Source organism: Streptomyces sp. NBC_00012 (assembly GCF_045040875.1).
In the GTDB taxonomy this organism is placed as follows: domain Bacteria; phylum Actinomycetota; class Actinomycetes; order Streptomycetales; family Streptomycetaceae; genus Streptomyces.
Genome location: NZ_CP108309.1, coordinates 4,524,848 through 4,546,839, shown reverse-complemented (window position 1 = coordinate 4,546,839; position 21,992 = coordinate 4,524,848). Strand labels below are relative to the sequence as shown.

17 protein-coding genes are annotated in these 21,992 nt (G+C 71.5%); 11 read left to right on the top strand and 6 right to left on the bottom strand.

Annotation, left to right across the window (positions count from 1 at the left end):
* Positions 1–106: 106 nt before the first annotated feature.
* The 4 genes from OHA19_RS20885 to OHA19_RS20870 are packed head-to-tail and all read left to right on the top strand — an operon-like array spanning position 107 to position 3,745.
* On the top strand, positions 107–763 hold the full coding sequence (locus tag OHA19_RS20885; protein ID WP_405714456.1) for a hypothetical protein: 657 nt from the start codon (positions 107–109) through the stop codon (positions 761–763).
* Positions 760–1,839 carry a peptidoglycan-binding protein gene (locus OHA19_RS20880; RefSeq protein ID WP_405714458.1) on the top strand — a complete coding sequence of 360 codons (1,080 nt, stop codon included), beginning with the start codon at positions 760–762 and terminating at the stop codon, positions 1,837–1,839. The genes OHA19_RS20885 and OHA19_RS20880 overlap by 4 nt, the downstream gene beginning before the upstream one ends.
* A complete protein-coding gene (locus tag OHA19_RS20875) occupies positions 1,836–2,555 on the top strand; it encodes an ABC transporter ATP-binding protein (RefSeq protein ID WP_405714460.1) in 720 nt (239 codons plus the stop codon). Before OHA19_RS20880 ends, OHA19_RS20875 begins: the two co-directional genes overlap by 4 nt.
* The gene (locus tag OHA19_RS20870) at positions 2,552–3,745 is read left to right on the top strand and encodes an ABC transporter permease (RefSeq protein WP_405714462.1); all 1,194 of its coding nucleotides are present in this window, start codon (positions 2,552–2,554) and stop codon (positions 3,743–3,745) included. The genes OHA19_RS20875 and OHA19_RS20870 overlap by 4 nt, the downstream gene beginning before the upstream one ends.
* Positions 3,746–3,830: 85 nt before the next feature.
* On the opposite strand, the gene aspS is transcribed toward OHA19_RS20870, so the two are convergent.
* Positions 3,831–5,657 carry an aspartate--tRNA ligase gene (gene aspS / locus OHA19_RS20865; protein WP_405714464.1) on the bottom strand — a complete coding sequence of 609 codons (1,827 nt, stop codon included), beginning with the start codon at positions 5,655–5,657 and terminating at the stop codon, positions 3,831–3,833.
* Positions 5,658–5,830: 173 nt separating this feature from the next.
* On the opposite strand from aspS, the gene OHA19_RS20860 reads away from it, so the two are divergent.
* On the top strand, positions 5,831–7,933 hold the full coding sequence (locus tag OHA19_RS20860) for a SpoIIE family protein phosphatase (protein WP_405714466.1): 2,103 nt from the start codon (positions 5,831–5,833) through the stop codon (positions 7,931–7,933).
* Between the two features lie 36 nt (positions 7,934–7,969).
* Here OHA19_RS20860 and OHA19_RS20855 read toward each other — a convergent pair whose 3' ends face one another.
* The 3 genes from OHA19_RS20855 to OHA19_RS20845 form a co-directional block, all read right to left on the bottom strand.
* Positions 7,970–9,043, bottom strand: a complete 1,074-nt coding sequence (locus OHA19_RS20855) for an AI-2E family transporter (protein ID WP_405714468.1) — start codon at positions 9,041–9,043, stop codon at positions 7,970–7,972.
* An 84-nt stretch (positions 9,044–9,127) separates the two neighbouring features.
* Positions 9,128–10,084: a pirin family protein gene (locus OHA19_RS20850; protein WP_405714470.1), complete on the bottom strand. Its 957-nt coding sequence runs from the start codon at positions 10,082–10,084 to the stop codon at positions 9,128–9,130.
* A 198-nt stretch (positions 10,085–10,282) separates the two neighbouring features.
* Positions 10,283–10,723, bottom strand: a complete 441-nt coding sequence (locus OHA19_RS20845; protein WP_072487501.1) for an SseB family protein — start codon at positions 10,721–10,723, stop codon at positions 10,283–10,285.
* Between the two features lie 170 nt (positions 10,724–10,893).
* Between OHA19_RS20845 and OHA19_RS20840 the strand changes: the two genes are divergently transcribed.
* The 5 genes from OHA19_RS20840 to OHA19_RS20820 all read left to right on the top strand — a co-directional run bounded on the left by OHA19_RS20840 (position 10,894) and on the right by OHA19_RS20820 (position 18,715).
* Positions 10,894–12,720, top strand: coding sequence for an acyl-CoA dehydrogenase (locus OHA19_RS20840; RefSeq protein ID WP_405751116.1), 1,827 nt, complete (start codon positions 10,894–10,896; stop codon positions 12,718–12,720).
* Between the two features lie 120 nt (positions 12,721–12,840).
* Positions 12,841–13,452, top strand: coding sequence for a Uma2 family endonuclease (locus OHA19_RS20835; protein WP_405751114.1), 612 nt, complete (start codon positions 12,841–12,843; stop codon positions 13,450–13,452).
* 74 nt (positions 13,453–13,526) lie between these two features.
* Positions 13,527–14,198, top strand: coding sequence for a hypothetical protein (locus tag OHA19_RS20830; RefSeq protein ID WP_405714475.1), 672 nt, complete (start codon positions 13,527–13,529; stop codon positions 14,196–14,198).
* Positions 14,199–14,259: 61 nt separating this feature from the next.
* Positions 14,260–15,558: a M18 family aminopeptidase gene (locus OHA19_RS20825; protein ID WP_405714477.1), complete on the top strand. Its 1,299-nt coding sequence runs from the start codon at positions 14,260–14,262 to the stop codon at positions 15,556–15,558.
* 196 nt (positions 15,559–15,754) lie between these two features.
* On the top strand, positions 15,755–18,715 hold the full coding sequence (locus OHA19_RS20820) for a BTAD domain-containing putative transcriptional regulator (RefSeq protein WP_405751112.1): 2,961 nt from the start codon (positions 15,755–15,757) through the stop codon (positions 18,713–18,715).
* Between the two features lie 39 nt (positions 18,716–18,754).
* On the opposite strand, the gene OHA19_RS20815 is transcribed toward OHA19_RS20820, so the two are convergent.
* Positions 18,755–20,581: an NHL domain-containing thioredoxin family protein gene (locus OHA19_RS20815; RefSeq protein WP_405714481.1), complete on the bottom strand. Its 1,827-nt coding sequence runs from the start codon at positions 20,579–20,581 to the stop codon at positions 18,755–18,757.
* Positions 20,582–20,645: 64 nt separating this feature from the next.
* Between OHA19_RS20815 and OHA19_RS20810 the strand changes: the two genes are divergently transcribed.
* On the top strand, positions 20,646–21,137 hold the full coding sequence (locus OHA19_RS20810; protein ID WP_405714483.1) for an LURP-one-related/scramblase family protein: 492 nt from the start codon (positions 20,646–20,648) through the stop codon (positions 21,135–21,137).
* 46 nt (positions 21,138–21,183) lie between these two features.
* Here the strand turns inward: OHA19_RS20810 and OHA19_RS20805 are convergent, their stop codons facing one another.
* Positions 21,184–21,975 carry a carbon-nitrogen family hydrolase gene (locus OHA19_RS20805; RefSeq protein WP_405714485.1) on the bottom strand — a complete coding sequence of 264 codons (792 nt, stop codon included), beginning with the start codon at positions 21,973–21,975 and terminating at the stop codon, positions 21,184–21,186.
* Between the last annotated feature and the right edge of the window lie 17 nt (positions 21,976–21,992).

Here is a 21,992-nt window from a genome sequence, read left to right as displayed (position 1 = left end):
CCGCGTCTGCCCCGGACAGGGCTGGAGGCGCAGGCCGGGGGCATTGTTACGTTCCCATCATGTGGCCATGGAGCGGCCATCATCCGGGGTGGCCAGTGTGCGGCGCATGACCTTTCCCAGGACGAACCCCCGCGCCACCGCCCGGCTGCGCATGACCGCCCTCGTGGCCCTGCCCGTGCTCGCCCTCTCCGTCGGCTGCGGCGGCGGGGACGACGGTGCCGACGGTACGAGGAAGACCGACGTGGTCGCCGACGTGCCGAGGACGCCGACGGCCGGCGGCACCACGAAGGACGCGGGCGGGCCGAGCGCCCCGCCCGCCGGCAAGAGCGCCTTCTACGACGCCCAGATGAAGTACGTCCAGTGCATGCGCGTCAAGGGCGGCTACAAGGACTTCCCCGACCCCAAGCTCAGCGGCTACCTCGACTGGGACGAGGTCAACGAGATCGGCTCGCAGCCGGGCCGCAACGAGGGCATCAAGGGCGGCAGGAACGGTGCCTGCGTGACCGAGCTGCGGGCCTCCATGGACGCCGAGCCCGAGCGCGACCAGCAGAAGTCCTACGAGTCGATGCTCGCGCACGCCAAGTGCATGCGGGACAACGGCGTCTCCCGGTTCACCAACCCGACCATGAGCGGCGGCAACGCCCAGCCGGGCGGCGACCCGAACCCGGCGTCCCCGTCCATCGACACCGACTCACCGGCGTACAAGAAGGCCCGCAAGGCGTGCGAGTCGAAGCTGCTCTACGGTCTGGACGGCATGCAGTGAAGCGCCGTGCCACCCTTCTCACGCTCGGTGCGCTGACCCTCGCCGCCGCCGTCACCGGGGGCGTCCTGTTCCTCGGCGACGGCGACGACACGGGTGCCTCCGCTCGGGGCGGCGACCTGCCGCCCGCCACCGCGACCGTCGTGCGCACCGACCTCGTGCGGTCCACGACGGTCGACGGCAGGCTCGACTTCTCGCAGCGCCGCACCGTCAGGTCCGCCGTCGAGGGCACCGTCACGGTGGCCGCCCCCGAAGGCAGGACGGTCGCCATGGGACAGGCGCTGTACGAACTGAACGACAAGCCCGTCACCCTCCTCTACGGGCCGGTCCCGATGTTCCGCGAGATGAAGGCGGGCGACCGGGGCAGTGACGTGCTCCAGCTGGAACGCAATCTGCGCGACCTGGGGTACGGCTCGCAGCTGTACGTCGACACGCGGTACGACAAGGACACCGAGGCCGCCGTCGAGCAGTGGCAGAAGTCGCTGAACCGCGAGACCACCGGCCGGGTCGGCCGGGGCGACGTCGTCTTCCAGCCCGGCCGGGTCAAGGTGGTCTCCGCCGACGCCTCGCTCGCCGACCAGGTCGGCCCGGACGAGCCGGTCCTGACGATCGCCTCCACCCGGCCCGTCGTACGGGCGGAACTGGAGCAGACCGACGGCGCGCTCACCTCGAAGGGCACCAAGGTCGAGGTCACCCTGCCGAGCGGGAAGACCGTGGCCGGCAAGGTCGCCGGAACGGTGCGCCCCGAGGAGCCGGCCTCCGGCGGCGCCTCGGACGCCGAGGACGGCATCGTCGTCGAGGTCGTCCTGGACGGCGGGGTGAGTGCCGCGTCCGGCGAGGACGCCGGGAAACCGGTGAGCGTGAAGTTCGTCAGCGAGGCGCACGAGGGGGTCCTCGCGGTCCCCGTCGAGGCGGTCGTCGCCCTGCGCGGCGAGAACGGCGGCTACGGCCTCCAGGTCGTCCGGGGGACCACCTCGCAGATGATCCGGGTGGAGACCGGCATGACCGCCGACGGACAGATCGAGGTCAGCGGCCCCGAGGTGCGCGAGGGCCTGAAGGTCGGAGCGGCCGCGTCATGACACCGGCCCCGGTGATCGAACTGCGGAACGCCACCAAGTCGTACCCCGGCGGCGTCCACGCCCTGCGCGGAGTGAACCTCACCGTCCAGGAGGGCGAACTGCTCGCCGTCGTCGGCCCGTCCGGCTCCGGCAAGTCCACGATGCTCAACATCATGGGCACCCTCGACAAGCCCACCACGGGCACCGTCGAGGTCGCCGGGTACGACGTGTCCCGGCTCTCCGACTCCCGGCTCTCCGCACTGCGCGCCCGCCACATCGGCTTCGTGTTCCAGCACTTCCACCTGGCGGCGGGGCGCGACGCGGTGGACAACGTCGCCGACGGACTGCTGTACGCGGGCGTCCCGTCGAAGGAACGGCGCAGGCGTGCCCGGGAGGCGCTCGCCAGGGTCCGTCTGGACCACCGCTGCTCGCACACGCCAGACGAACTGTCCGGCGGCGAGAAGCAGCGGGTGGCCATCGCCCGCGCCCTGGTGGGCGGCCCCCGGCTGCTGCTGGCGGACGAGCCGACCGGGGCGCTGGACACCGCGTCCGGCGAGGTCGTCATGGCGCTGCTGCACGAGCTGAACGCGTCCGGCACCACCGTCTGCGTGATCACCCACGACCACGGGATCGCGGACTCGCTGCCGCGCCGGGTCCGCTTCCGGGACGGCGAGATCGTCTCGGACACGCGTTCCGGGGTGCCCTTGGACCCTCGTACGGAAGGGGCCGGTTCATGAAGAACGACCTCAGGCCCGCCCGTCTCTCCCCCCGCGACGTCCTCCGCGTCGGCGCGGTCGGCCTCCGCGCCCGTCGTGCGCGCGTGGTGCTCTCGGCGCTCGGCATCGCGATCGGCATCGCGACCATGGTCGCGGTCGTCGGCCTGTCCGAGTCGAGCCGCGCCGACCTGATGGCCCGGCTCGACCGCCTCGGCACCAACCTCCTCACCGCCGAGGCGGGCCAGGACGCCATGGGACAGCCGGTCCGGCTGCCGAAGAACGCGGTCGCGATGGTCGAGCGCATCGGCCCGGTACGGCACGCCACGGCCGGCGCCGACGTCGACGCCCGCATCCGCCGCAGCGATGTGGTCCCCGAGGAGCGCACCGCCGGCGTCACCGCCCAGGCGGCCCGCATCGACCTGCTGTCCACGCTCGGCGGCCGGGTCGCGAAGGGCGTCTGGCTCGACCCGGCCCGCGAACGCCTCCCGGTGACGGTGCTCGGCGCGGTGGCGGCGGAGCGCCTGGGCATCACCAGCACCGGCGAGACGATCATGATGAACGACACGCGGGTGGTCGTCGTCGGCATCCTCGAACCGCTCGAACTGGTCCCCAACCTGGACCGGGTGGCCATGGTCGGATTCCCCGCCGCCGAGCGCCACTTCGGCTTCGACGGCCACCCCACCACCGTCTTCGAGCGCTCCACGGACGCCTCGGTCGAGGACGTACGGGCGGTGCTTGCCCGCACCATCAGCCCCGGCAGCGAAGCGGGCATCAAGGTCTCCCGCCCCTCGGACGCGCTGGCCGCCAAGGCCGCCACCGACGAGGGCCTGACGAACCTGATGCTCGGTCTGGGCGCGGTGGCCCTGCTGGTCGGCGGGGTGGGCGTCGCCAACACCATGGTCATCTCCGTGCTGGAACGCCGCCAGGAGATCGGTCTGCGGCGCTCGCTGGGCGCGACCAGGGGTGCGATCCGGCTCCAGTTCCTGACCGAGTCGCTGCTGCTGTCGGCACTGGGCGGGGCGACGGGCGCGCTGCTGGGCGCGGCGGCGACGTACGGCTTCGCGCGGGTCCAGGGGTGGACGGCGGTGGTCCCGCCGTGGTCCATGGCGGGCGGCCTGGCCGCCACCCTCCTGATCGGGGTGGTCGCGGGCCTCTATCCGGCGATCCGCGCCTCCCGGCTCCACCCGACGGTGGCTCTGAGCGCGGCCTGAGACAGCCCGCCGCAAACGCGAACATCCCCCGGCCGACCCCGGCCGGGGGATGTTTCACGTGGAACCGAAGCGGATCCGGTGACGCCTACTTCGCGCCGGTGTCCCTCGCCACGGAGTCCCTGACGTCCTTGGCGTCCGCCTTTTCCTTCACCGTCGCGACCGGCTTGCGGAGCTGGATGTTCAGCTCGCGCAGCCGGGTCTCGTCCAGCTCCGTCGGGGCGCCCATCATCAGGTCCTGGGCGTTGCCGTTGAGCGGGAAGGCGATCGTCTCGCGGATGTTGGGCTCGTCGGCCAGCAGCATCACGATGCGGTCGACGCCGGGGGCGATGCCACCGTGCGGCGGGGCACCGAGGCGGAAGGCGCGGAGCATGCCCGCGAACTCGTGCTCGACGGTCTCGCGGTCGTAACCGGCGATCTCGAAGGCCTTGAGCATCACCTCGGGCTCGTGGTTACGGATGGCGCCGGAGGACAGCTCGATGCCGTTGCAGACGATGTCGTACTGCCAGGCGAGGATGTCCAGCGGGTCCTTCTCCTCCAGGTCCTTCATGCCGCCCTGGGGCATCGAGAAGGGGTTGTGGGAGAAGTCGATCTTCCCGGTGTCCTCGTCCTTCTCGTACATCGGGAAGTCGACGACCCAGCAGAACCGGAAGACGCCCTCCTCGAAGTGGCCGGCGCGCTTGGCGGCCTCGACGCGGACGGCGGACATGATCTTGGAGACCTCGTCGAACTCGCCCGCGCCGAAGAAGACCGCGTGGCCGGGAACGAGGGAGAGACGCTCGGTGAGGGTCTTCACGTCGGTCTCGGTGAGGAACTTGGCGATCGGACCCGCCAGGGTGCCGTCCTCGCCGACGCGGACCCAGGCCAGGCCCTTGGCGCCGTGCTGGACGGCGTAGTCGCCGAGGCCGTCGAAGAACTTGCGGGACTGGCCGGCGGTGTCCGGGACCGGGAGGGCGCGGACGTGCTTGCCGGCGAACGCCTTGAACTCCGAGTCGGCGAAGACGTCGGAGATGTCGACCAGTTCCAGTTTGGCGCGCAGGTCCGGCTTGTCGTTGCCGTACTTCAGCATCGACTCGCGGAACGGGATGCGCGGGAACGGCGAGGTGACGTGGCGGCCGTTGCCGAACTCCTCGAAGAGCTCGGTCATCAGCTTCTCGATCGGCCGGAAGACGTCCTCCTGCTCGACGAAGGACATCTCGACGTCGAGCTGGTAGAACTCGCCGGGCGAACGGTCCGCACGGGCGTCCTCGTCGCGGAAGCACGGCGCGATCTGGAAGTAGCGGTCGAAGCCGGAGATCATCAGCAGCTGCTTGAACTGCTGCGGGGCCTGCGGCAGGGCGTAGAACTTGCCCGGGTTCAGCCGGGACGGGACGACGAAGTCACGGGCGCCCTCGGGGGAGGTCGCGGTGAGGATCGGCGTCGCCATCTCGTTGAAGCCGAGGGCCACCATCTTGGCGCGGATCGAGGCGATGACCGCCGAGCGCAGCATGATGTTGCGGTGCATGCGCTCGCGGCGCAGGTCCAGGAAGCGGTACTCCAGGCGCCGCTCCTCGTTGACCCCGTCCTCGGTGTTGATCGTGAAGGGCAGCGGGGCGGCCTCGCCCAGCACCTCGACCTCGGTGACCTCGATCTCGATCTCGCCGGTCGGGAGCTCCGGGTTGACGTTGTCGGCGCCGCGCGCGGAGACCTTGCCGTCGATCCTTACGACGGTCTCCTTGGTGAGCTTCGCCAGCGCCTCGTTGCCGGGTGTGCCAGGGCGGGCGACCAGCTGCACCAGACCGTAGTGGTCGCGCAGATCGATGAAGAGGATGCCACCCAGGTCTCGGCGATTGTGCAGCCAGCCGCTCAGTCGGACGTCGGTGCCGACGTCAGAGGCGCGGAGCTCGCCGCAGGTGTGGGACCTGTACCGATGCATCGTCGTTCATCCAGTCTTCGCGGTTCGGGGTGGATTCAGCCTCCCCAGGCTACCGCCCGTACCCGCACCGAATCATTGACATTGACATTTCAAGATCATCCGGGGTCCGCCGAGGGGTCTCGGAGGCCCCCCTTCGGTGGCGTCCGGGGAGCAGACCTTCTTAAAGTGGGGCAATGCGCACCGAGGACGTCCTGGCCGCGACCGCGACCGGTCTGTGGCGCTGGGACAACGCAGCCGGGACCGTCACGCTCGACGCGGAGGCGGCCCGGCTCCTGGAGCTGCCCGCCGCGGCCGGTGTCTTCCGCGAGTCCGTGGTGCGCTCCCGCTTCCACCCCGTCGACTGGAACGAGATCTACGGGGTGGTGAGCCTCGCGCGCGCCGAGGGCACGCTCGCCGAGGCCCGGCTGCGCATCGTGGACGTGAGCGGCCGGGTGCTCCGCACCGTGCGCAGCCGCTCCAGGCCGCTCCCGGTCAGGGCGGTCAACAAGACGACGGGCGCCGCGGACTACGTACTGGTCGGCACCCTCCAGGAGGTCGCCGAGCCGCAGCCCGGCGCCACTGGGGCGCACACCCCCATCACCGGGGACTGGCGCCGCTCCCGCGAGGCCTTCCTGCTGGACGCGGGCCGGGCGCTGGCCGAGGCCAGGTCGACCGCGGAGGTGCTGCGGGTCGCCGCCTCACTCTCCATGCCGGGGTTCTCGCCGGACGGCCTGGCGGTCTTCGGCGTCGCGGGCGAGCGGCTGACGATCATCGGGCACCACGGGCACAGCGTGGGCGACGAGGACCCGTTCACCGACATGCCGCTGGAGACCGACTACCCGGCCGCCGAGGTGGTTCGGACGGGGCGGGCGATCTATCTGCCCTCGCCCGAGGACTACAGCCGCCGCTACCCGGTCACCTGGCCGCTCGCCAGCCGTTTCGGGCGCCGCTCCTGGGCCTTCCTGCCGCTGATCGTCGCCGGGCACACCATGGGCGCCTGGATGGCGGGGTTCAAGCACCCGGTGTCGTTCTCGCCGGACGAGCGGTCCGTACTGACGACCGTGGCCCGGATGCTGGCGCAGGCGCTGACCCGGGCCGGGGTCGCCGAGACCGAGCGGGAGCTGTCGCTGGGGCTCCAGCGCTCGATGATGCCGACGCTCGGCCCCGACATCCCGGGGATGACGGTCGCCGCCCGCTACATCCCGACCGGCGGCGGGCTCCAGGTCGGCGGCGACTGGTACGACATGATCCCGCTGCCCAACGGCCGCATCGCCCTGGTCATCGGCGATGTCCAGGGCCACGACGTGCGGGCCGCCGGTCTGATGGGGCAACTGCGGATCGCCCTGCGCGCGTACGCCTCCGAGGGGCACCGTCCGGACGCGGTGCTCTCGCGGGCGTCGCGCTTCCTCTCCGGGCTCACCGACGCGTACGAGGACGGGGAGGAGACCGGGCCGCGCTTCGCCACCTGTCTGTACGCGGAGACCGATCCGGAGACCGGCACGCTCGACATCGCGCGGGCCGGTCACCCCGATCCCGTGGTGATCACCGCCGACGGGACGGCGATGATCCACCAGACCGAGGGCGGAATGCCGCTCGGCATCGAGACGGACGCCGACTATCCGACGAGCCGGCTCACCCTGGGGCCCGGAGAAACGATCATGCTCTGCACGGACGGGCTGATCGAGACCGGCGGCCATGACATGTTCTCCGGCTGGGACCGGCTGCGGCCGGTCCTGGAGCAGCAGACCGCCGACCTGGAGAAGCTCGCCGACGCCCTCGTGCAGGCCGTGCACGGGCCGACATCGCACTACACGACGGGACCGCTGGCGGACCGCCGGGAGGACGACATCGCCCTGCTGCTGCTCCGGTACGACGGGGCGACGCGGCGGCAGCCGGTGCCCCGGCGCACCGCGCTGACCATCGCGCAGGCCGAGCCGGAGCGGATCGCGGCGGCCCGGCAGCAGATGCGGGACCTGCTGCACGACTGGGCGGATCCGGAGCAGGTCGACGCGGCGGTGCTGATGATCTCCGAGATGGCCACCAATGTCCTCGTCCACACGGACGGGGACGCGCTGATGCTCGCGCAGGCGACGGGGGAGCACGGCGAGCGCCGGCTGCGCGTGGAGGTGTCCGACGGCAGCGACGAGCTGCCGCACAAGCGGCGCCCCGGGGAGATGGCCTCCAGCGGCCGCGGGCTGGTGCTGATGGAGATGCTCGCCGACGCGTGGGGGGTGGACCCGCAGGGGGCGGGAAAGTCGATCTGGTTCGAGCTGTACGAGTCGGGGCCGGCGGACTGAGAGCCTGTCGCCGCACCCGTTGCCGGTCGGCCCGGGTCAGGCGCCCTCCGGAGCCGGGCCGGGCCGCGGCCCCGCGCGGTCCCCGCGCAGTTCGCCGAGGACACCGAAGGCCGCCGCACAGACCGGGACCGCGAGCAGCATGCCCAGCAGACCCGCCACACTGGCGCCCGCGGTGATCGCGATCATGATCATGGCGGGGTGCATCTGCACCGTACGGCTCTGGATCACCGGCTGCAGGACATGGCCCTCCAGCACCTGCACGGCGAGCACGACCCCCAGCGCCCAGAGCGCGATCACGAACCCCCGGTCGGCGAGCGCGACCAGGACCGCGACGGCGCCCGAGATGAAGGCCCCGAGGTACGGGATGTAGGCACCGACGAAGACCAGCGCCCCGAGCCCCACCGCGCCGGGAACGCGCAGGATCAGCAGCCCGATGGTGATGCAGAGGGCGTCGATCAGTGCGATGAACGTGGTGCCCCGCATGAAGCCTTCGACGGCCTCGAAGGCCCGCCGCCCCATCGCCTCGACCAGCTCCCCGGTCCCGCGCGGGGCGACCGAGTGGGCGAGCTGCGCGGCCCGGTCGGAGTCGCGCAGGAAGAAGAAGGTCAGCAGGAGGGCGAGGACGCTGGTGGCGATGAGCGAGCCGACCAGGCTGAGCCCGGAGAGCAGCCCGCCCGCGGCGCTCGCGCCGAACTTCTCGACGAGCTTCTGGGCGTTGGCCACCAGGTCGTCCACACTGGTGTTCTTGCCGATCCCGAAGTGGTCGACGACCCACTGCGCGGTGTCCTTCAGCGACCGGACAATCTGGTCACCGGTGTCGACGAGCGCGGTGACGACGATGTACCCGGCGCCGCCGACCACCGCGACGAGCAGTACACAGGTGAGCGCCGCGGCGAGCGAGCGCTTCAGTCCGCGGGCGGTCAGCCAGCGGTGCACCGGACCGAGCAGCGCCGTACCGAGCAGCGCGAGCAGCACGGGAGTGACCGCGGCCTTGAAGATGACGCACAGCCAGATGGCGACTGCGGCGACCCCGGTGACGAGGAGAACCACGCCGCACCATGCAGCTGTGCGCCGCGCGGCATCGGGCAGGAGGGGATTTTGGTTCTGCACCCTCCCACCCAATCACGGCGCGGGTGCGATGTCCCGCTTGTGGGGCTCTATGAATGACGGACTATCACACTCCGACTGCGGGTGTCACATTCCGTGAACCGCGGGCACGGTGCCGAGGCGGCCGGCCTGGAAGTCCTCGAAGGCCTGCTTCAGTTCGGCCTGGCTGTTCATCACGAACGGCCCGTAATGCGCCATCGGCTCGCGGATCGGACGGCCGCCGAGCAGCACGACCTCCAGGTCCGGGGTGTTGCCGTCCTGCTTCTCGTCCGCGCGGACGGTCAGCGAGGAACCGGCGCCGAAGACCGCGGTCTGCCCCATGTGGACGGGGCGGCGCTCCGCACCGACGGTGCCGCGGCCGGCCAGCACATAGGCGAGTCCGTTGAAGTCCTCGCGCCACGGCAGGGTCACCTCGGCGCCGGGGCGCACGGTGGCGTGGATCATCGTGATCGGGGTGTGCGTGACGCCGGGGCCTTCGTGCCCGTCGAGCTCACCGGCGATGACGCGAAGCAGCGCGCCGCCGTCCGGGGAGGCGAGGAGCTGGACCTGACCGCCGCGGATGTCCTGGTAGCGGGGGTCCATCATCTTGTCGGCCTTGGGCAGGTTCACCCAGAGCTGGAGGCCGTGGAAGAGGCCGCCCGACATCACCAGGGACTCCGGCGGGGCCTCGATGTGCAGGAGGCCGGAGCCGGCGGTCATCCACTGGGTGTCGCCGTTCTGGATGGTGCCACCGCCACCGTTGGAGTCCTGGTGGACGAAGGTTCCGTCGATCAGGTACGTGACGGTCTCGAAGCCGCGGTGCGGGTGCCAAGGGGTGCCCTTCGGCTCACCGGCCGCGTACTCCACCTCGCCCATCTGGTCCATCATGATGAACGGATCGAGGTGCTTGTAGTTGATCCCGGCGAACGCACGGCGAACCGGGAAGCCCTCGCCCTCGAATCCGCTCGGCGCCGTGGTCACGGCAAGCACGGGACGGGGCGTCGCGTCGCCGGAAGCGGCGACCTTGGGCAGGGTGAGCGGGTTTTCGACAGTCACTGCGGGCATGGGGGCCACCTCCGGGATCGTCCTGCCTTCAATTTAGTTGAATGGTGAACATCTTGCAAGGCGCACTTCATTCCCGCCGCGCTTCCCACCCGCCCGGAGCATCGGGGAGGGCGGCCGGGGGCAACGGAAAGGGGCTGCGGAAGGGCAACGGAAAGGGCCCGCACCGACGAGCGGTGCGGGCCCCCGGAGGACCGGACGTCAGCCGTACATACGGCGCATCGCGAAGTCGACCATCTGCTCCACGGCCTTCGCGTCGAAGACCATGCGGTGCTCCCCCTCCATGTCGAGGACGAAGCCGTAGCCGGTCGGCAGCAGGTCGATCACCTCGGCCCCGGTGATCACGAAGTACTTGGACTCCTTGCCCGCGTACAGCCGCAGCTCCTTGAGCGTGGTGAACATCGGGATCACCGGCTGCTGGGTGTTGTGCAGCGCCAGGAAGCCGGGGTTGTCGCCGCGCGGGCAGTAGACCTTCGATGTAGCGAAGATCTGCTGGAAGTCCTCGGCGGACAGCGAGCCGGTGGTGAAGGCCCGTACCGCGTCGCCCAGGGACGGCGGCGAGGGCTCGGGATACAGCGGCTGCTCGCCGTAGCCGCCACCCATCTGCTGCTGTGCACCAGGGTTCTGGTCGTAGCCGTACATACCGCAAAGAGTAATCGGACACATCGGGACCTTGAGGGGTTGCGTCTTATTACTGGCGGGTAGCATCATCGTAGAGGTCAGCTGATATACGCACCGCCACCTCGTCGCCCGCCCGGCCCACACCCCGTCCCGGGGCACTGCGCGCCACTGCTATTGATTACGGAGCCTTCATGGGGCACTACAAGTCGAATCTCCGCGACATCGAGTTCAACCTCTTCGAGGTGCTCGGGCGCGACAAGACGTACGGCACCGGCCCGTTCGCCGAGATGGACGTCGAGACGGCGAAGAGCATCCTCGACGAGGTCAACCGCCTCGCCGAGAACGAGCTGGCCGAGTCCTTCGCGGACGCCGACCGCAACCCGCCGGTCTTCGACCCGGAGACCAACACCGCGCCGGTCCCGGCGACCTTCAAGAAGTCGTACCAGGCGTTCATGGACTCCGAGTACTGGCGCCTGGGCCTGCCCGAGGAGATCGGCGGCACCACCTCGCCGCGCTCCCTGATCTGGGGCTACGCGGAGCTGCTGCTCGGCGCCAACCCGGCTGTGTGGATGTACTCCTCCGGCCCGGCGTTCGCCGGCATCCTCTTCGAGGAGGGCAACGAGGCGCAGAAGAAGATCGCCGAGATCGCCGTCGAGAGGCAGTGGGGCTCGACGATGGTGCTGACCGAGCCGGACGCGGGCTCCGACGTCGGCGCCGGCCGCACCAAGGCCGTCGAGCAGGAGGACGGCTCCTGGCACATCGAGGGTGTGAAGCGCTTCATCACCTCGGGCGAGCACGACATGTCCGAGAACATCATCCACTACGTGCTGGCCCGCCCCGAGGGCGCCGGCCCCGGCACGAAGGGCCTCTCGCTCTTCATGGTCCCGAAGTTCCACTTCGACTGGACCACCGGCGAGCTGGGCGAGCGCAACGGCGTGTACGCGACGAACGTCGAGCACAAGATGGGCCTCAAGGCGTCCAACACCTGCGAGATGACCTTCGGCGACCAGCACCCCGCCAAGGGCTGGCTGATCGGCGACAAGCACGACGGCATCCGCCAGATGTTCCGCATCATCGAGTTCGCCCGCATGATGGTCGGCACGAAGGCCATCGCCACCCTGTCGACCGGCTACCTGAACGCGCTGGAGTACGCCAAGGAGCGCGTCCAGGGCACGGACCTGTCGCAGTTCATGGACAAGGCCGCCCCCAAGGTCACCATCACGCACCACCCCGACGTGCGCCGCTCCCTCATGACGCAGAAGGCGTACGCGGAGGGCATGCGCTCCCTGGTGCTGTACACCGCCACCGTCCAGGACGCGATCCAGGAGAAGGAGGCCGCGGGCGAGGACGCCAAGGCGCTGCACGGCCTCAACGACCTGCTGCTCCCGATCGTGAAGGGCTATGGCTCCGAGAAGTCCTACGAGCAGCTGGCGCAGTCGCTCCAGACCTTCGGCGGCTCCGGGTACCTCCAGGAGTACCCGATCGAGCAGTACATCCGTGACGCCAAGATCGACACGCTGTACGAGGGCACGACGGCGATCCAGGGCCAGGACTTCTTCTTCCGGAAGATCGTCCGCGACCAGGGTGCCTCGCTGAACGCCCTCTCCGAGGAGATCAAGAAGTTCCTCGCCGGCGCCCAGGGCAACGAGGAGCTGTCCGGTGCGCTGGACTCGCTCGCCAAGGCTGCCGTGGATCTGGAGGCGATCGTCGGCACGATGATCACCGACCTCACCGCGACCGGCGAGGACGTCAAGAACATCTACAAGGTGGGCCTCAACACCACCCGCCTGCTGATGGCCTCCGGCGATGTCGTCGTCGGCTACCTGCTCCTCAAGGGCGCGGCCGACGCGACGGAGAAGCTGCGGGACGCCTCCGCGAAGGACGTCGCCTTCTACCAGGGCAAGATCGCCGCGGCGAAGTTCTTCGCCGCGAACGTCCTGCCGGGCGTCTCGGCCGAGCGCGCGCTCGCCGAGTCCGTCGACAACTCGCTGATGGAGCTGGACGAGGCGGCGTTCTAGCCCTCTGCTTCGAGGTCGTCAATACGCACCGTCACCCGGACACGCTTCCGGGTGGCGGTGCTGTCGTATCGGCTGGGTACGCTGAGTGCAGGTCCGAGAATCCCGTCCATGGGAGGAACCATGACTGCCGAGGCACCGCCCGACTCGCCGCACCGCCAGCCGGGCGGTTCCAAGTGGCCGGTCCCGCCGTCGGACGGCTACACCGTGGACGACCTGTTCTCTCTTCACGACCTCCCGCCGCACACGGAGCTGATCGACGGGAGTCTGGTTTTCGTGAGTCCGCAGCGGAAGTTCCCCACGCTGGCGATGTATTTGCTGGAACAGGGACTGCGCGGCAGCGTCCCGGAAGATCTGCGGGTCCGCCGCGAGATGGCCGTCGTCCTCGGCAGGCGCAACGCACCGGAACCCGACCTCGTCGTGGTGACGGCCGAAGCGGACGGGGACCAGCTCCAGACCCGCTACCAGGCCGCCGATGTCCTGCTCGCCGTCGAGGTCGTCTCGCCCGATTCCGAGGCTCGGGACCGCGACACCAAGCCGCACAAGTACGCCGGGGCCGGCATCCAGAACTTCTGGCTCGTCGAGATGTCCGCGAGCGGCCGGCCCGTGGTCCGGACGTACGCGCTGGACCCGGTCAACAAGCAGTACGTCGCCTCCGGCGTCCACCACGACCGGCTGAAGCTCTCCGTCCCGTACGACATCGACATCGACCTGACCGCCATCGACCGCCTGTAGACCTGGCCCGCCCCGCCGCACCGGCCTTCTCTAGGATCGGATGTCCAGCAAGCCGGAGGGGGCGGGGTTCACTCATGGGTGGCAAGGGTTTCGCGGGTGCACGAGCGGGTCAGGGGTTCCTGGCGGCCGGAGCGGCGATGCTGCTGCTCGCGGGCTGCGGGGGCGGCGACGCCACGGCGGCGGCGCTCGACAAGGGGCAGGTCGCCTCGGTGTTGCCGGACGCGAAAGCCGTACCGGGCTGGCGGAACCACCTGAAGCCGGAGGCCCAGAAGCCGGTCCCCGAATATCCGCCGTCGGTCTGCGTGGCAAGGACGAAGGAGCAGCGGAAGACGGCCTGTGACCCGGTCACGTCCTGGGGCACCTCGGCCTTCGTGCGCAAGGCGGACGGGACGTCGCTGAATTTCTGGACCCTCGCCTACGAGGACGAGAAGACCGCTGAGGCCGCGTACGACGTCCTGGCCGAGTGGTACGGCGGGGACCGGGTCGGCGTGGGCGCCGAGCAGGTGGACCTCGGCGGTACGGGCGCCGAGCGCGAGGCCAATCGCGCCGCGGTCGGCACCATGGGCGGACCGGCCACGATCGCGCAGATCCGGGTAGGGACGACCGTCCTGGGCGTCAGCACCGGTACCCCGGGCAAATCAGCCGTTGCCGACAAGGAGGTCAAGGCGTTCGCGGCCATGTTCGCCGAGCGGGCGCAGCAGGCCCAGAACGGCGAGAAGCCCTCGGCGACGATCCCGGGGAGCTGAGCGGATGCCCCCGCGCGACGGCGGTGAAGCCACCCGGTCCGGCCTCGTTACAGTGAAGAACATGAGTTCCTCCCTCCGCTTCGACCGCGGGCACACCGACGATCTGATGGCCTTCCTGATGGCCTCCCCCTCCCCGTACCACGCTGTGGCCACCGCGGCCGGCCGACTGGAGAAGGCCGGATTCCGGCAGGTCGAGGAGACCGCGGCCTGGGACGGGACCAGCGGGGGGAAGTACGTCCTGCGCGGCGGTGCGATCGTTGCCTGGTACGTGCCGGAGGGCGCCTCGGCGCACACCCCGTTCCGGATCGTCGGGGCGCACACCGACTCGCCGAACCTGCGGGTCAAGCCGCTGCCCGACACCGGGGCGTACGGCTGGCGGCAGGTCGCCGTGGAGATCTACGGCGGGACTCTCCTCAACACCTGGCTCGACCGGGACCTCGGCCTCGCCGGCCGGATCTCGCTGCGCGACGGCACGCACCGGCTGGTGAACATCGACCGGCCACTGCTGCGCGTGCCGCAGCTGGCCGTGCACCTGGACCGGTCGGCCAACCCCGACGGTCTCAAGCTCGACCGGCAGAAGCACATGCAGCCGATCTGGGGGCTCGGGGACGTCGAGGAGGGGGACCTGATCCGGTTCGTCGCCGAGGAGGCGGGCGTCGACGCCGAGGACGTGACCGGCTGGGACCTGATGCCGCACGCCGTGGAGCCGCCCGCCTACCTGGGCCGGGACCGCGAGCTGCTGGCCGGGCCCAGGATGGACAACCTGCTCTCCGTGCACGCGGCGACCGCCGCGCTCGGCGCGGTCGCCGGGCAGCCGGACGCGGAGCTTCCGTACATCCCGGTCATGGCCGCCTTCGACCACGAGGAGAACGGCTCGCAGTCCGACACCGGCGCCGACGGGCCGCTGCTCGGCACGGTCCTGGAGCGTTCCGTCTTCGCGCGCGGCGGTACGTACGAGGACCGCGCCCGGGCCTTCGCGGGGACCGTCTGCCTCTCCTCCGACACCGGTCACGCGGTTCACCCCAACTACGCCGAACGCCACGACCCGACCCACCACCCGGTGGCCAACGGCGGACCGATCCTCAAGGTCAACGTCAACATGCGGTACGCGACCGACGGCAGCGGCCGGGCCGTGTTCGCGGAGGCGTGCCGCAAGGCGGACGTGCCGTGGCAGACGTTCGTCTCCAACAACTCGATGCCGTGCGGCACCACGATCGGCCCGATCACCGCCGCCCGGCACGGCATCCAGACCGTGGACATCGGCGTCGCGATCCTGTCGATGCACAGCGCCCGTGAGCTGTGCGGGGCGGACGACCCGTACCTGCTGGCCAACGCGCTGACGTCGTTCCTGGCGGGCTGAGCCCGCCCACCGCGAGGCCGTCGACGGGCCGGGTGCGCGAGACGCTCCGGCCCGTCGGCCCGCCGTCGCACAGCGCCCTTCGTGGGCGCACCCCGCCGATCGGGCACGACCCGTCGTCGGCTCCCCGGCACCCCGATACCCTGGGACTTTTCCGTGCCCGGCCCCGGGCGCGTCCTGCCCGGAAGGGAAACCCCCAGTGGAGTTCCGGCTGCTCGGCACCGTCTCCGTCGACACGTTCACCGGGCCGCTGCCGCTCGGTCCCGCCAAGCGCCGCAGTCTGCTCGCCGCGCTGCTGCTGTCCGCCAACACCCCCGTCTCCATCGCCAGGCTGACGGACTCCCTGTGGGACGACACACCACCGCTGCACGCCCGCAGCGTCATCCAGGGCCATGTGTCCCGGCTGCGCGCCCTGCTGGTGGGCGCGGACGCGGAGGCGTACGGCGTGGAGCTGGTCACGCTCGGCGACGCCTATGTGCTGCGGCTGCCGGAGACCCTGCTGGACTCGCAGCGGTTCGAGGAACTGCTGACACTCGCGCGGGGACAGCGCAGCCCCGCCGACGCGGTGCTGATGCTCAAGGAGGCGCTGTCCCTGTGGCAGGGCCCGGCGCTCAGCGGCGCGTTCGCCGGGCGGCCGCTCCAGGCCGCCGCGCACTCGCTGGAGGAGTCCCGGCTGGCGACGGTCGAACAGCTGGCGCGCGCCTACGCGGCGCTGGGAGAGCACAACCGGGCAGCGGCGGTGCTGCGGGCGGAGGCCGTCGCGCACCCGATGCGGGAGTCGCTGGCGGCGGCCCTGATGACGGCGCTGTACCGGGCGGGGCGTCAGTCGGAGGCGCTGGACTGGTTCCACCGCACGCGGCGGCTGCTCGCCGACGAGCTGGGGATCGATCCGGGCCACGAACTCGCGGACGCCTACGCACTGATCCTGCGCGGCGACCCCGGTCCGGACGCCGGCCGGGAGGGCGGACGGAACGCGCCCGACGGGCGGGGGGCGGCGGCCCGCGGTCCGGTCCGGGCGGGCGGTACCGGTGACAGCGGTGGCCGTGACGGCTCCGGCGGCGCCGGGCCCGTGCCTGCGGCCCGTCCGGCGGCGGACCGGCGGACCGGACCGGACGGCGGGGCCGCGGCCGAACCGGCCGGCCGGCCGGACGAGTCGCCCGGCGGTGCGGGCGGCGGTACGGGCGGCGCCCCCAGCCCCGCGCCGCCCCGCCCGATCCCCGTGCCATCCCTCGCGGGCGAGCTGCACCCCACCGATCTGCTGCCCCGCGCACCCCGCGGTTTCCAGGGGCGGACCGCCGAACTGGCCGCGCTGACCCGGGCCGCGGCGGGCGAGGCGCCCGTCTGCCTGGTCACCGGACCGGCCGGGGTGGGCAAGACCGCGCTGGCCCTCCAGTGGGCGCACCGCAGCCCGGCAGCCTTCCCGGACGGGCGGCTCTTCGCCGATCTGCGCGGGTTCAGCGACACCGGTGAGCCCGCGCTCATCGAGGTGCTGCGCGAGTTCCTGCTGGCGCTCGGCGTCGCGCCCCGCCGCGTCCCGGAGTCCGTCGCGGCCGCCGCCGCGCTCTTCCGCTCGCTGACCGACCGGCGCCGACTGCTGGTCATACTCGACAACGCCCGCCACTCCGCCACCGTCCGGCCGCTGCTGCCGGGCGGCACCGACTGCGTCACGCTGGTCACCAGCCGCCACCGGCTGGAGGGCCTCATCGCCTCGGACGCGGCCCGCCCCGTACCGCTCGACGTGCTCGAACCGCCGGACGGCACGGCCCTGCTGGCCGGTGTGCTCGGTGAGGACCGGGTGCTCGCGGAGCCGGTCGCGGCCCGTCGGCTCGCCGAACTCTGCGGCGGGCTGCCGCTCGCGCTGCGGGTCACCGCGGCCCGGCTGGCCGGGCGCCCGTCGTGGACGCTGGCCGGTCTCGCCGACGAACTGGCCGACGAACGCGGCCGGCTGGCGTTCCTCGACGTGGACGACACCGGTGTCTCGGCCGCGCTGCGGCTGACCGTGCAGCAGCTGCCGCAGGACGCCGTCCACCAGCTCGCCCGGCTCGGCCACCACCCCGGCAGCCACTTCGACCCGTACACGGCGGCCGCGCTGGCCGGCACCGACCCGGTCGTCGCCACGGCGGCGCTGGAACGGCTCGCCGCCGCCCATCTCGTCACCGAGACGGTTCCCGGGCACTGGATACTGCACGATCTGGTGCGCCTCTACGCCCGCGGCATGGACCCCGAGGGCGGCCCCGAGGCGCTCATCGGGGTGCTCGACCACTACATCGCCACCGCGCTCGCCGCCGCCGACACGGCCGAGCCCGGGGGCGAGCCCTGCTTCGTCCTGCCGGAGGACTACCACCGCCCCGCGGCCGTACGGGACTTCGTGGACCGGTCGGCGGCGATGCGCTGGCTGGCGGCCGAGCGCGACGATCTGGCCCTGGCCGCCGTCGCGGCCCGGACCGCCGGGTTCCACGACCGGGCGTGGCGGATCATCCTGCTCCAGTGGCCCCAGGTGGTGTGGCGGGTGCGGGACAGCTGGTCCCCGCTGCTGGAACTGGCTCTGGACTCCGCCCGCGCCCACGACGACGCGTACGCCGAGTCCCGGGTGCTCAACCTGCTGGGCTGGGTGCTGACCGAGGAGGGGCGGACCGCCGAGGCCGTCGCCCTGCTGGAGCGCTCGCCGGTGCTGGCCCGTCAGGCCGGCGACCTGCTCGGCGAGGCGACCGCGCTGATCAACCTCGCCGTCGTCCAGGCCGAGCAGGGAGGGCTCGACACGGCACTGGAGGGCTGCGGGCGGGCCGTCGAACTGGCCCGCGAGGAGCAGGACGCGCACACCGAGACGCTGGCGCTCCAGCACCTCGCACGGATGCAGCTCACCGCGAACCGGCCGCACGAGGCCCTCGAATCCGTCCGGGCCGCGCTCGACCTGGGGCCCGAGCACGAGGAGGTCGCCCGCAGGGTGCTGCTGCTGACCACCAGCGGCGAGGCCCGGCTGGCGCTCGGCGAGGAGGGCGAGGGGATCCGGCTGCTGGACCTGGCGGCCGGGGAGGCTGAACACACCGGCTACGACGAGGGCGCGGTGCGGGCCCTCCAGGCGCTGCTGCGGGTGACGGCGGAGCCGGAGTACCGCAAGCGGTACGAGCAGGCGGTACGACGGCTCACCGACAACGGGTGAGACCCCCTGGGCCCGGTCGCGCGACCGGGCCCGCGGTCCTCAGCCCTGCTCGTCCATTCCCGCCAGCACCAGCGGCAGCCTGGACGCTCCCTGGGCGCCCACCCGGACGGGGACGCCCCAGTCCTGCTGGTGGACATGGCAGGCGGGGTACTCGTTCGCGGGGTCGTCGTCGCAGGACGCCGCCATCGCCGACACGTGCAGGACGCCCTCGGTGACGCCGTCGGCCAGGACCAGGTCACGGAACAGGTCCGTCCCCGGCCCCGCACCCTCCGCCAGCAGCTCGGGCGGGGTCGCCGAGACCAGCAGCCGGGTCGAGGGACCGTACCGGGTGTCCAGCTTCTGCCCGGCGGGCGCCTGGAAGACCACATCGAGCCGGAGCGTGCCCGGGGCGATCTCGGTGGCCGCCCGCTGGGTGCGGTGGGCCCGGTCGGCGACGCGCACGGCCTCCTCGGGCAGCCGCAGCCGGGTCAGCCGGTGCCGGGCGGACTCGACGACGACGAGATCGCCGTCGACCAGCACGGCGTCGCTGGGCTCGCGCAGATCCGTGGCCAGGGTGGTGACCTCGTCGCTCGCGGGGTCGTAGCGCCGCAGCGCGTGGTTGTACGTGTCGCAGACGGCGACGGACCCGTCGGGCAGCGCGGTCACCCCCAACGGGTGCTGGAACAGGGCCTGTCCGGCGGCGCCGTCGCGGTGCCCGAAGTCGAAGAGCCCGGTGCCGACGGCCGTACGGACGGCGAAGCCGTCGCCGTCGCGCTCGATGTACCGCAGGGCGGACGTCTCCGAGTCGGCGACCCAGAGCCGCTCCCCGTCGGCGGAGGCGGCCAGCCCGGACGGCTGGGCGAACCAGGCCTCGTCGGCCGGCCCGTCGACCAGTCCCTCGTTGGTGGTGCCCGCCGCCACCCGGACGGTCTGCGTCGCGGGGTCGTACGTCCACAGCTGGTGCACGCCCGCCATGGCGATCCACAGCCGGTCCGCGAACCAGGCGACGTCCCAGGGGGAGGAGAGGTCGACCTCGCGGGCCGGTCCGGACGTCGGCGAGCCCTGCCACCACTGGCGGCCGGTGCCGGCGAGCGTCGTCGTCGCCCCGGTGCCGAGGTCGAGGGCCCGGACGGCGTGGTTGACCGTGTCGGCGACCGCGATCCGGCCGTCGGGCAGCACGGCGAGCCCCTGCGGCTCGGAGAACCGGGCCTCGTCCGGCCCGCCGTCGGCGAACCCTCTGTCCCCCGTACCGATGTGACGGCGGACCGTCTCACCGTCACGCTCGAGCTCGACCAGGCGGTGGCGGGTGGTGTCGGAGACGAGGAAGCCGCCGTCGGGCAGGAGCAGCGCCTTGCCGGGGAAGCGCAGATGCGTGGCGATCGGTTCGGGCGCGACGTAGGGGCCGTCGCCGCGGCGCAGCGTGCCCTTCGCCCCGTGCTCGGCCTCCAGCTCCTCGACCAGCTTCGCGATGGCGTGCGCATGGCCCTCGCCGGCGTGCTGGGCGACGACATAGCCCTCGGGGTCGATGACGACCAGCGTGGGCCAGGCCCGTACGGCGTACTGCTTCCAGGTCGCCAGCTCCGGATCGTCGAGGACCGGGTGGTGGACCTCGTACCGCTCGACGGCGTCGACGACGGCTTGGTGCTCGGCCTCGTGGACGAACTTCGGCGAGTGCACCCCGATGATCACCAAGGTGTCGCGGTGCTTCTCCTCCAGCTCGCGCAGCTCATCGAGGACATGCAGACAGTTCACACAGCAGAAGGTCCAGAAATCCAGGATCACAATACGTCCTCGCAGGTCAGCGAGGGTGTACTGCTGGTCGCCTGTATTGAGCCAGCCGCCCTTGCCGATCAGCTCGGGGGCCCGGACGCGCGCACGTGTTGCCATGTGAACAGTCAACATCACCGTGGCGTCCACGCATTCCGCAGGTACCTCGGGGAACCTGTGAGCCATGAGATTCCTGGTGCGTGAACGGCTTTTCGCCGTCGGTGACGACTACTGGATCGAGGACGCGGACGGCCGCAAGGTGTTCCTCGTCGACGGCAAGGCCATGCGGGTGCGGGACACCTTCGAGCTGAAGGACGCTCAGGGCCGGATCCTGGTCGAGATCCGGCAGAAGCTGCTCAGCCTGCGCGACACGATGCTCATCGAGCGGGACGGCGAGCAACTCGCCAGGATCAAGCGCAAGCGGCTGTCGCTGCTGCGCAACCACTACCGGGTCACGCTGGTCGACGGCACCGAACTCGATGTCAGCGGCAAGATCCTGGACCGCGAGTTCGCCATCGACTACGACGGGGAGCTGCTGGCCCAGATCTCCCGGCGATGGCTGACCGTCCGGGACACCTACGGCATCGACGTCGTACGGGAGGACGCCGACACGGCGCTGCTCATCGCCGTGTCGGTCTGCGTCATCGTGCTCGCGGAGAAGGAGCACGAGGGCTGAGCCCGGAGCCCCGAGTCCTGTTTCACGTGAAACAGGACTCAACGGCCTAGGAGGGCGGATTCAGCCCCAGGCGGCGGTCCTTGAGGGCCGGGAACTGCTCACGGGTCGCGGCCACCCTCGCCGGGTCGAATTCCACGTCGAGCACCTCCTCGGCCGCGCCCGCCTCCGCGAGCACCTCGCCCCACGGGTCGACGACGATGCTGTGTCCGGCCTGCTCGACCCCGGCGTGGGTGCCCGCGGTGGCGACGGCCAGGACGTACGACTGGTTCTCGACCGCGCGGGCCTGGGCCAGCAGCGTCCAGTGGGCGCGGCGCCGCTCGGGCCAGCCCGCCGCGACGATCAGCGTCTCGGCGCCCGCGTCGACCAGCCCGCGGAACATCTCCGGGAAGCGCAGGTCGTAACAGGTGGCGAGGCCGAGGGTGGTCCGCGGCAGGGCGACCGTGACCAGTTCCTCGCCTGCGCCCATCATGACCGCCTCGCCCTTGTCGAAGCCGAAGCGGTGGATCTTGCGGTACGCGGCGGCCCGCTCGCCCTCGGGCGTGAAGACGAGCGAGGTGTTGTAGAGGGTGCCGTCGGCGGCACGCTCGACGAAGGAGCCCGCGTGGAGCCAGACCCCGGCATCGGCCGCGGCCTTCGCCATGATGTCGTGGGTGGGCCCCTGGAGCGGTTCGGCCTCGTCCTCGAAGGCGGTGTACGCGAAGGCGCCGACCGGCCAGAGCTCGGGAAGGACCACCAGATCCGCGCCGCGCCGGCCCGCGACCAGCGAAGCCGCGCGTTGCCTGCGGGAATCGACGGATTCGTCCGGGTCTACTGCGATCTGGATGAGGGAGGCGCGCACACTACCACCGTCCTGGC

What these genes read in the sequence shown, in the direction of transcription:
- OHA19_RS20885 (WP_405714456.1), top strand. Translation starts at nt 107, where the DNA reads ATGACCTTTCCCAGGACGAACCCCCGCGCCACCGCCCGGCTGCGCATG.
- OHA19_RS20875 (WP_405714460.1), top strand. Translation starts at nt 1,836, where the DNA reads ATGACACCGGCCCCGGTGATCGAACTGCGGAACGCCACCAAGTCGTAC.
- OHA19_RS20870 (WP_405714462.1), top strand. Translation starts at nt 2,552, where the DNA reads ATGAAGAACGACCTCAGGCCCGCCCGTCTCTCCCCCCGCGACGTCCTC.
- aspS (WP_405714464.1), bottom strand. Translation starts at nt 5,657, where the DNA reads ATGCATCGGTACAGGTCCCACACCTGCGGCGAGCTCCGCGCCTCTGAC.
- OHA19_RS20860 (WP_405714466.1), top strand. Translation starts at nt 5,831, where the DNA reads ATGCGCACCGAGGACGTCCTGGCCGCGACCGCGACCGGTCTGTGGCGC.
- OHA19_RS20850 (WP_405714470.1), bottom strand. Translation starts at nt 10,084, where the DNA reads ATGCCCGCAGTGACTGTCGAAAACCCGCTCACCCTGCCCAAGGTCGCC.
- OHA19_RS20845 (WP_072487501.1), bottom strand. Translation starts at nt 10,723, where the DNA reads ATGTACGGCTACGACCAGAACCCTGGTGCACAGCAGCAGATGGGTGGC.
- OHA19_RS20840 (WP_405751116.1), top strand. Translation starts at nt 10,894, where the DNA reads ATGGGGCACTACAAGTCGAATCTCCGCGACATCGAGTTCAACCTCTTC.
- OHA19_RS20835 (WP_405751114.1), top strand. Translation starts at nt 12,841, where the DNA reads ATGACTGCCGAGGCACCGCCCGACTCGCCGCACCGCCAGCCGGGCGGT.
- OHA19_RS20830 (WP_405714475.1), top strand. Translation starts at nt 13,527, where the DNA reads ATGGGTGGCAAGGGTTTCGCGGGTGCACGAGCGGGTCAGGGGTTCCTG.
- OHA19_RS20825 (WP_405714477.1), top strand. Translation starts at nt 14,260, where the DNA reads ATGAGTTCCTCCCTCCGCTTCGACCGCGGGCACACCGACGATCTGATG.
- OHA19_RS20815 (WP_405714481.1), bottom strand. Translation starts at nt 20,581, where the DNA reads ATGGCAACACGTGCGCGCGTCCGGGCCCCCGAGCTGATCGGCAAGGGC.
- OHA19_RS20810 (WP_405714483.1), top strand. Translation starts at nt 20,646, where the DNA reads ATGAGATTCCTGGTGCGTGAACGGCTTTTCGCCGTCGGTGACGACTAC.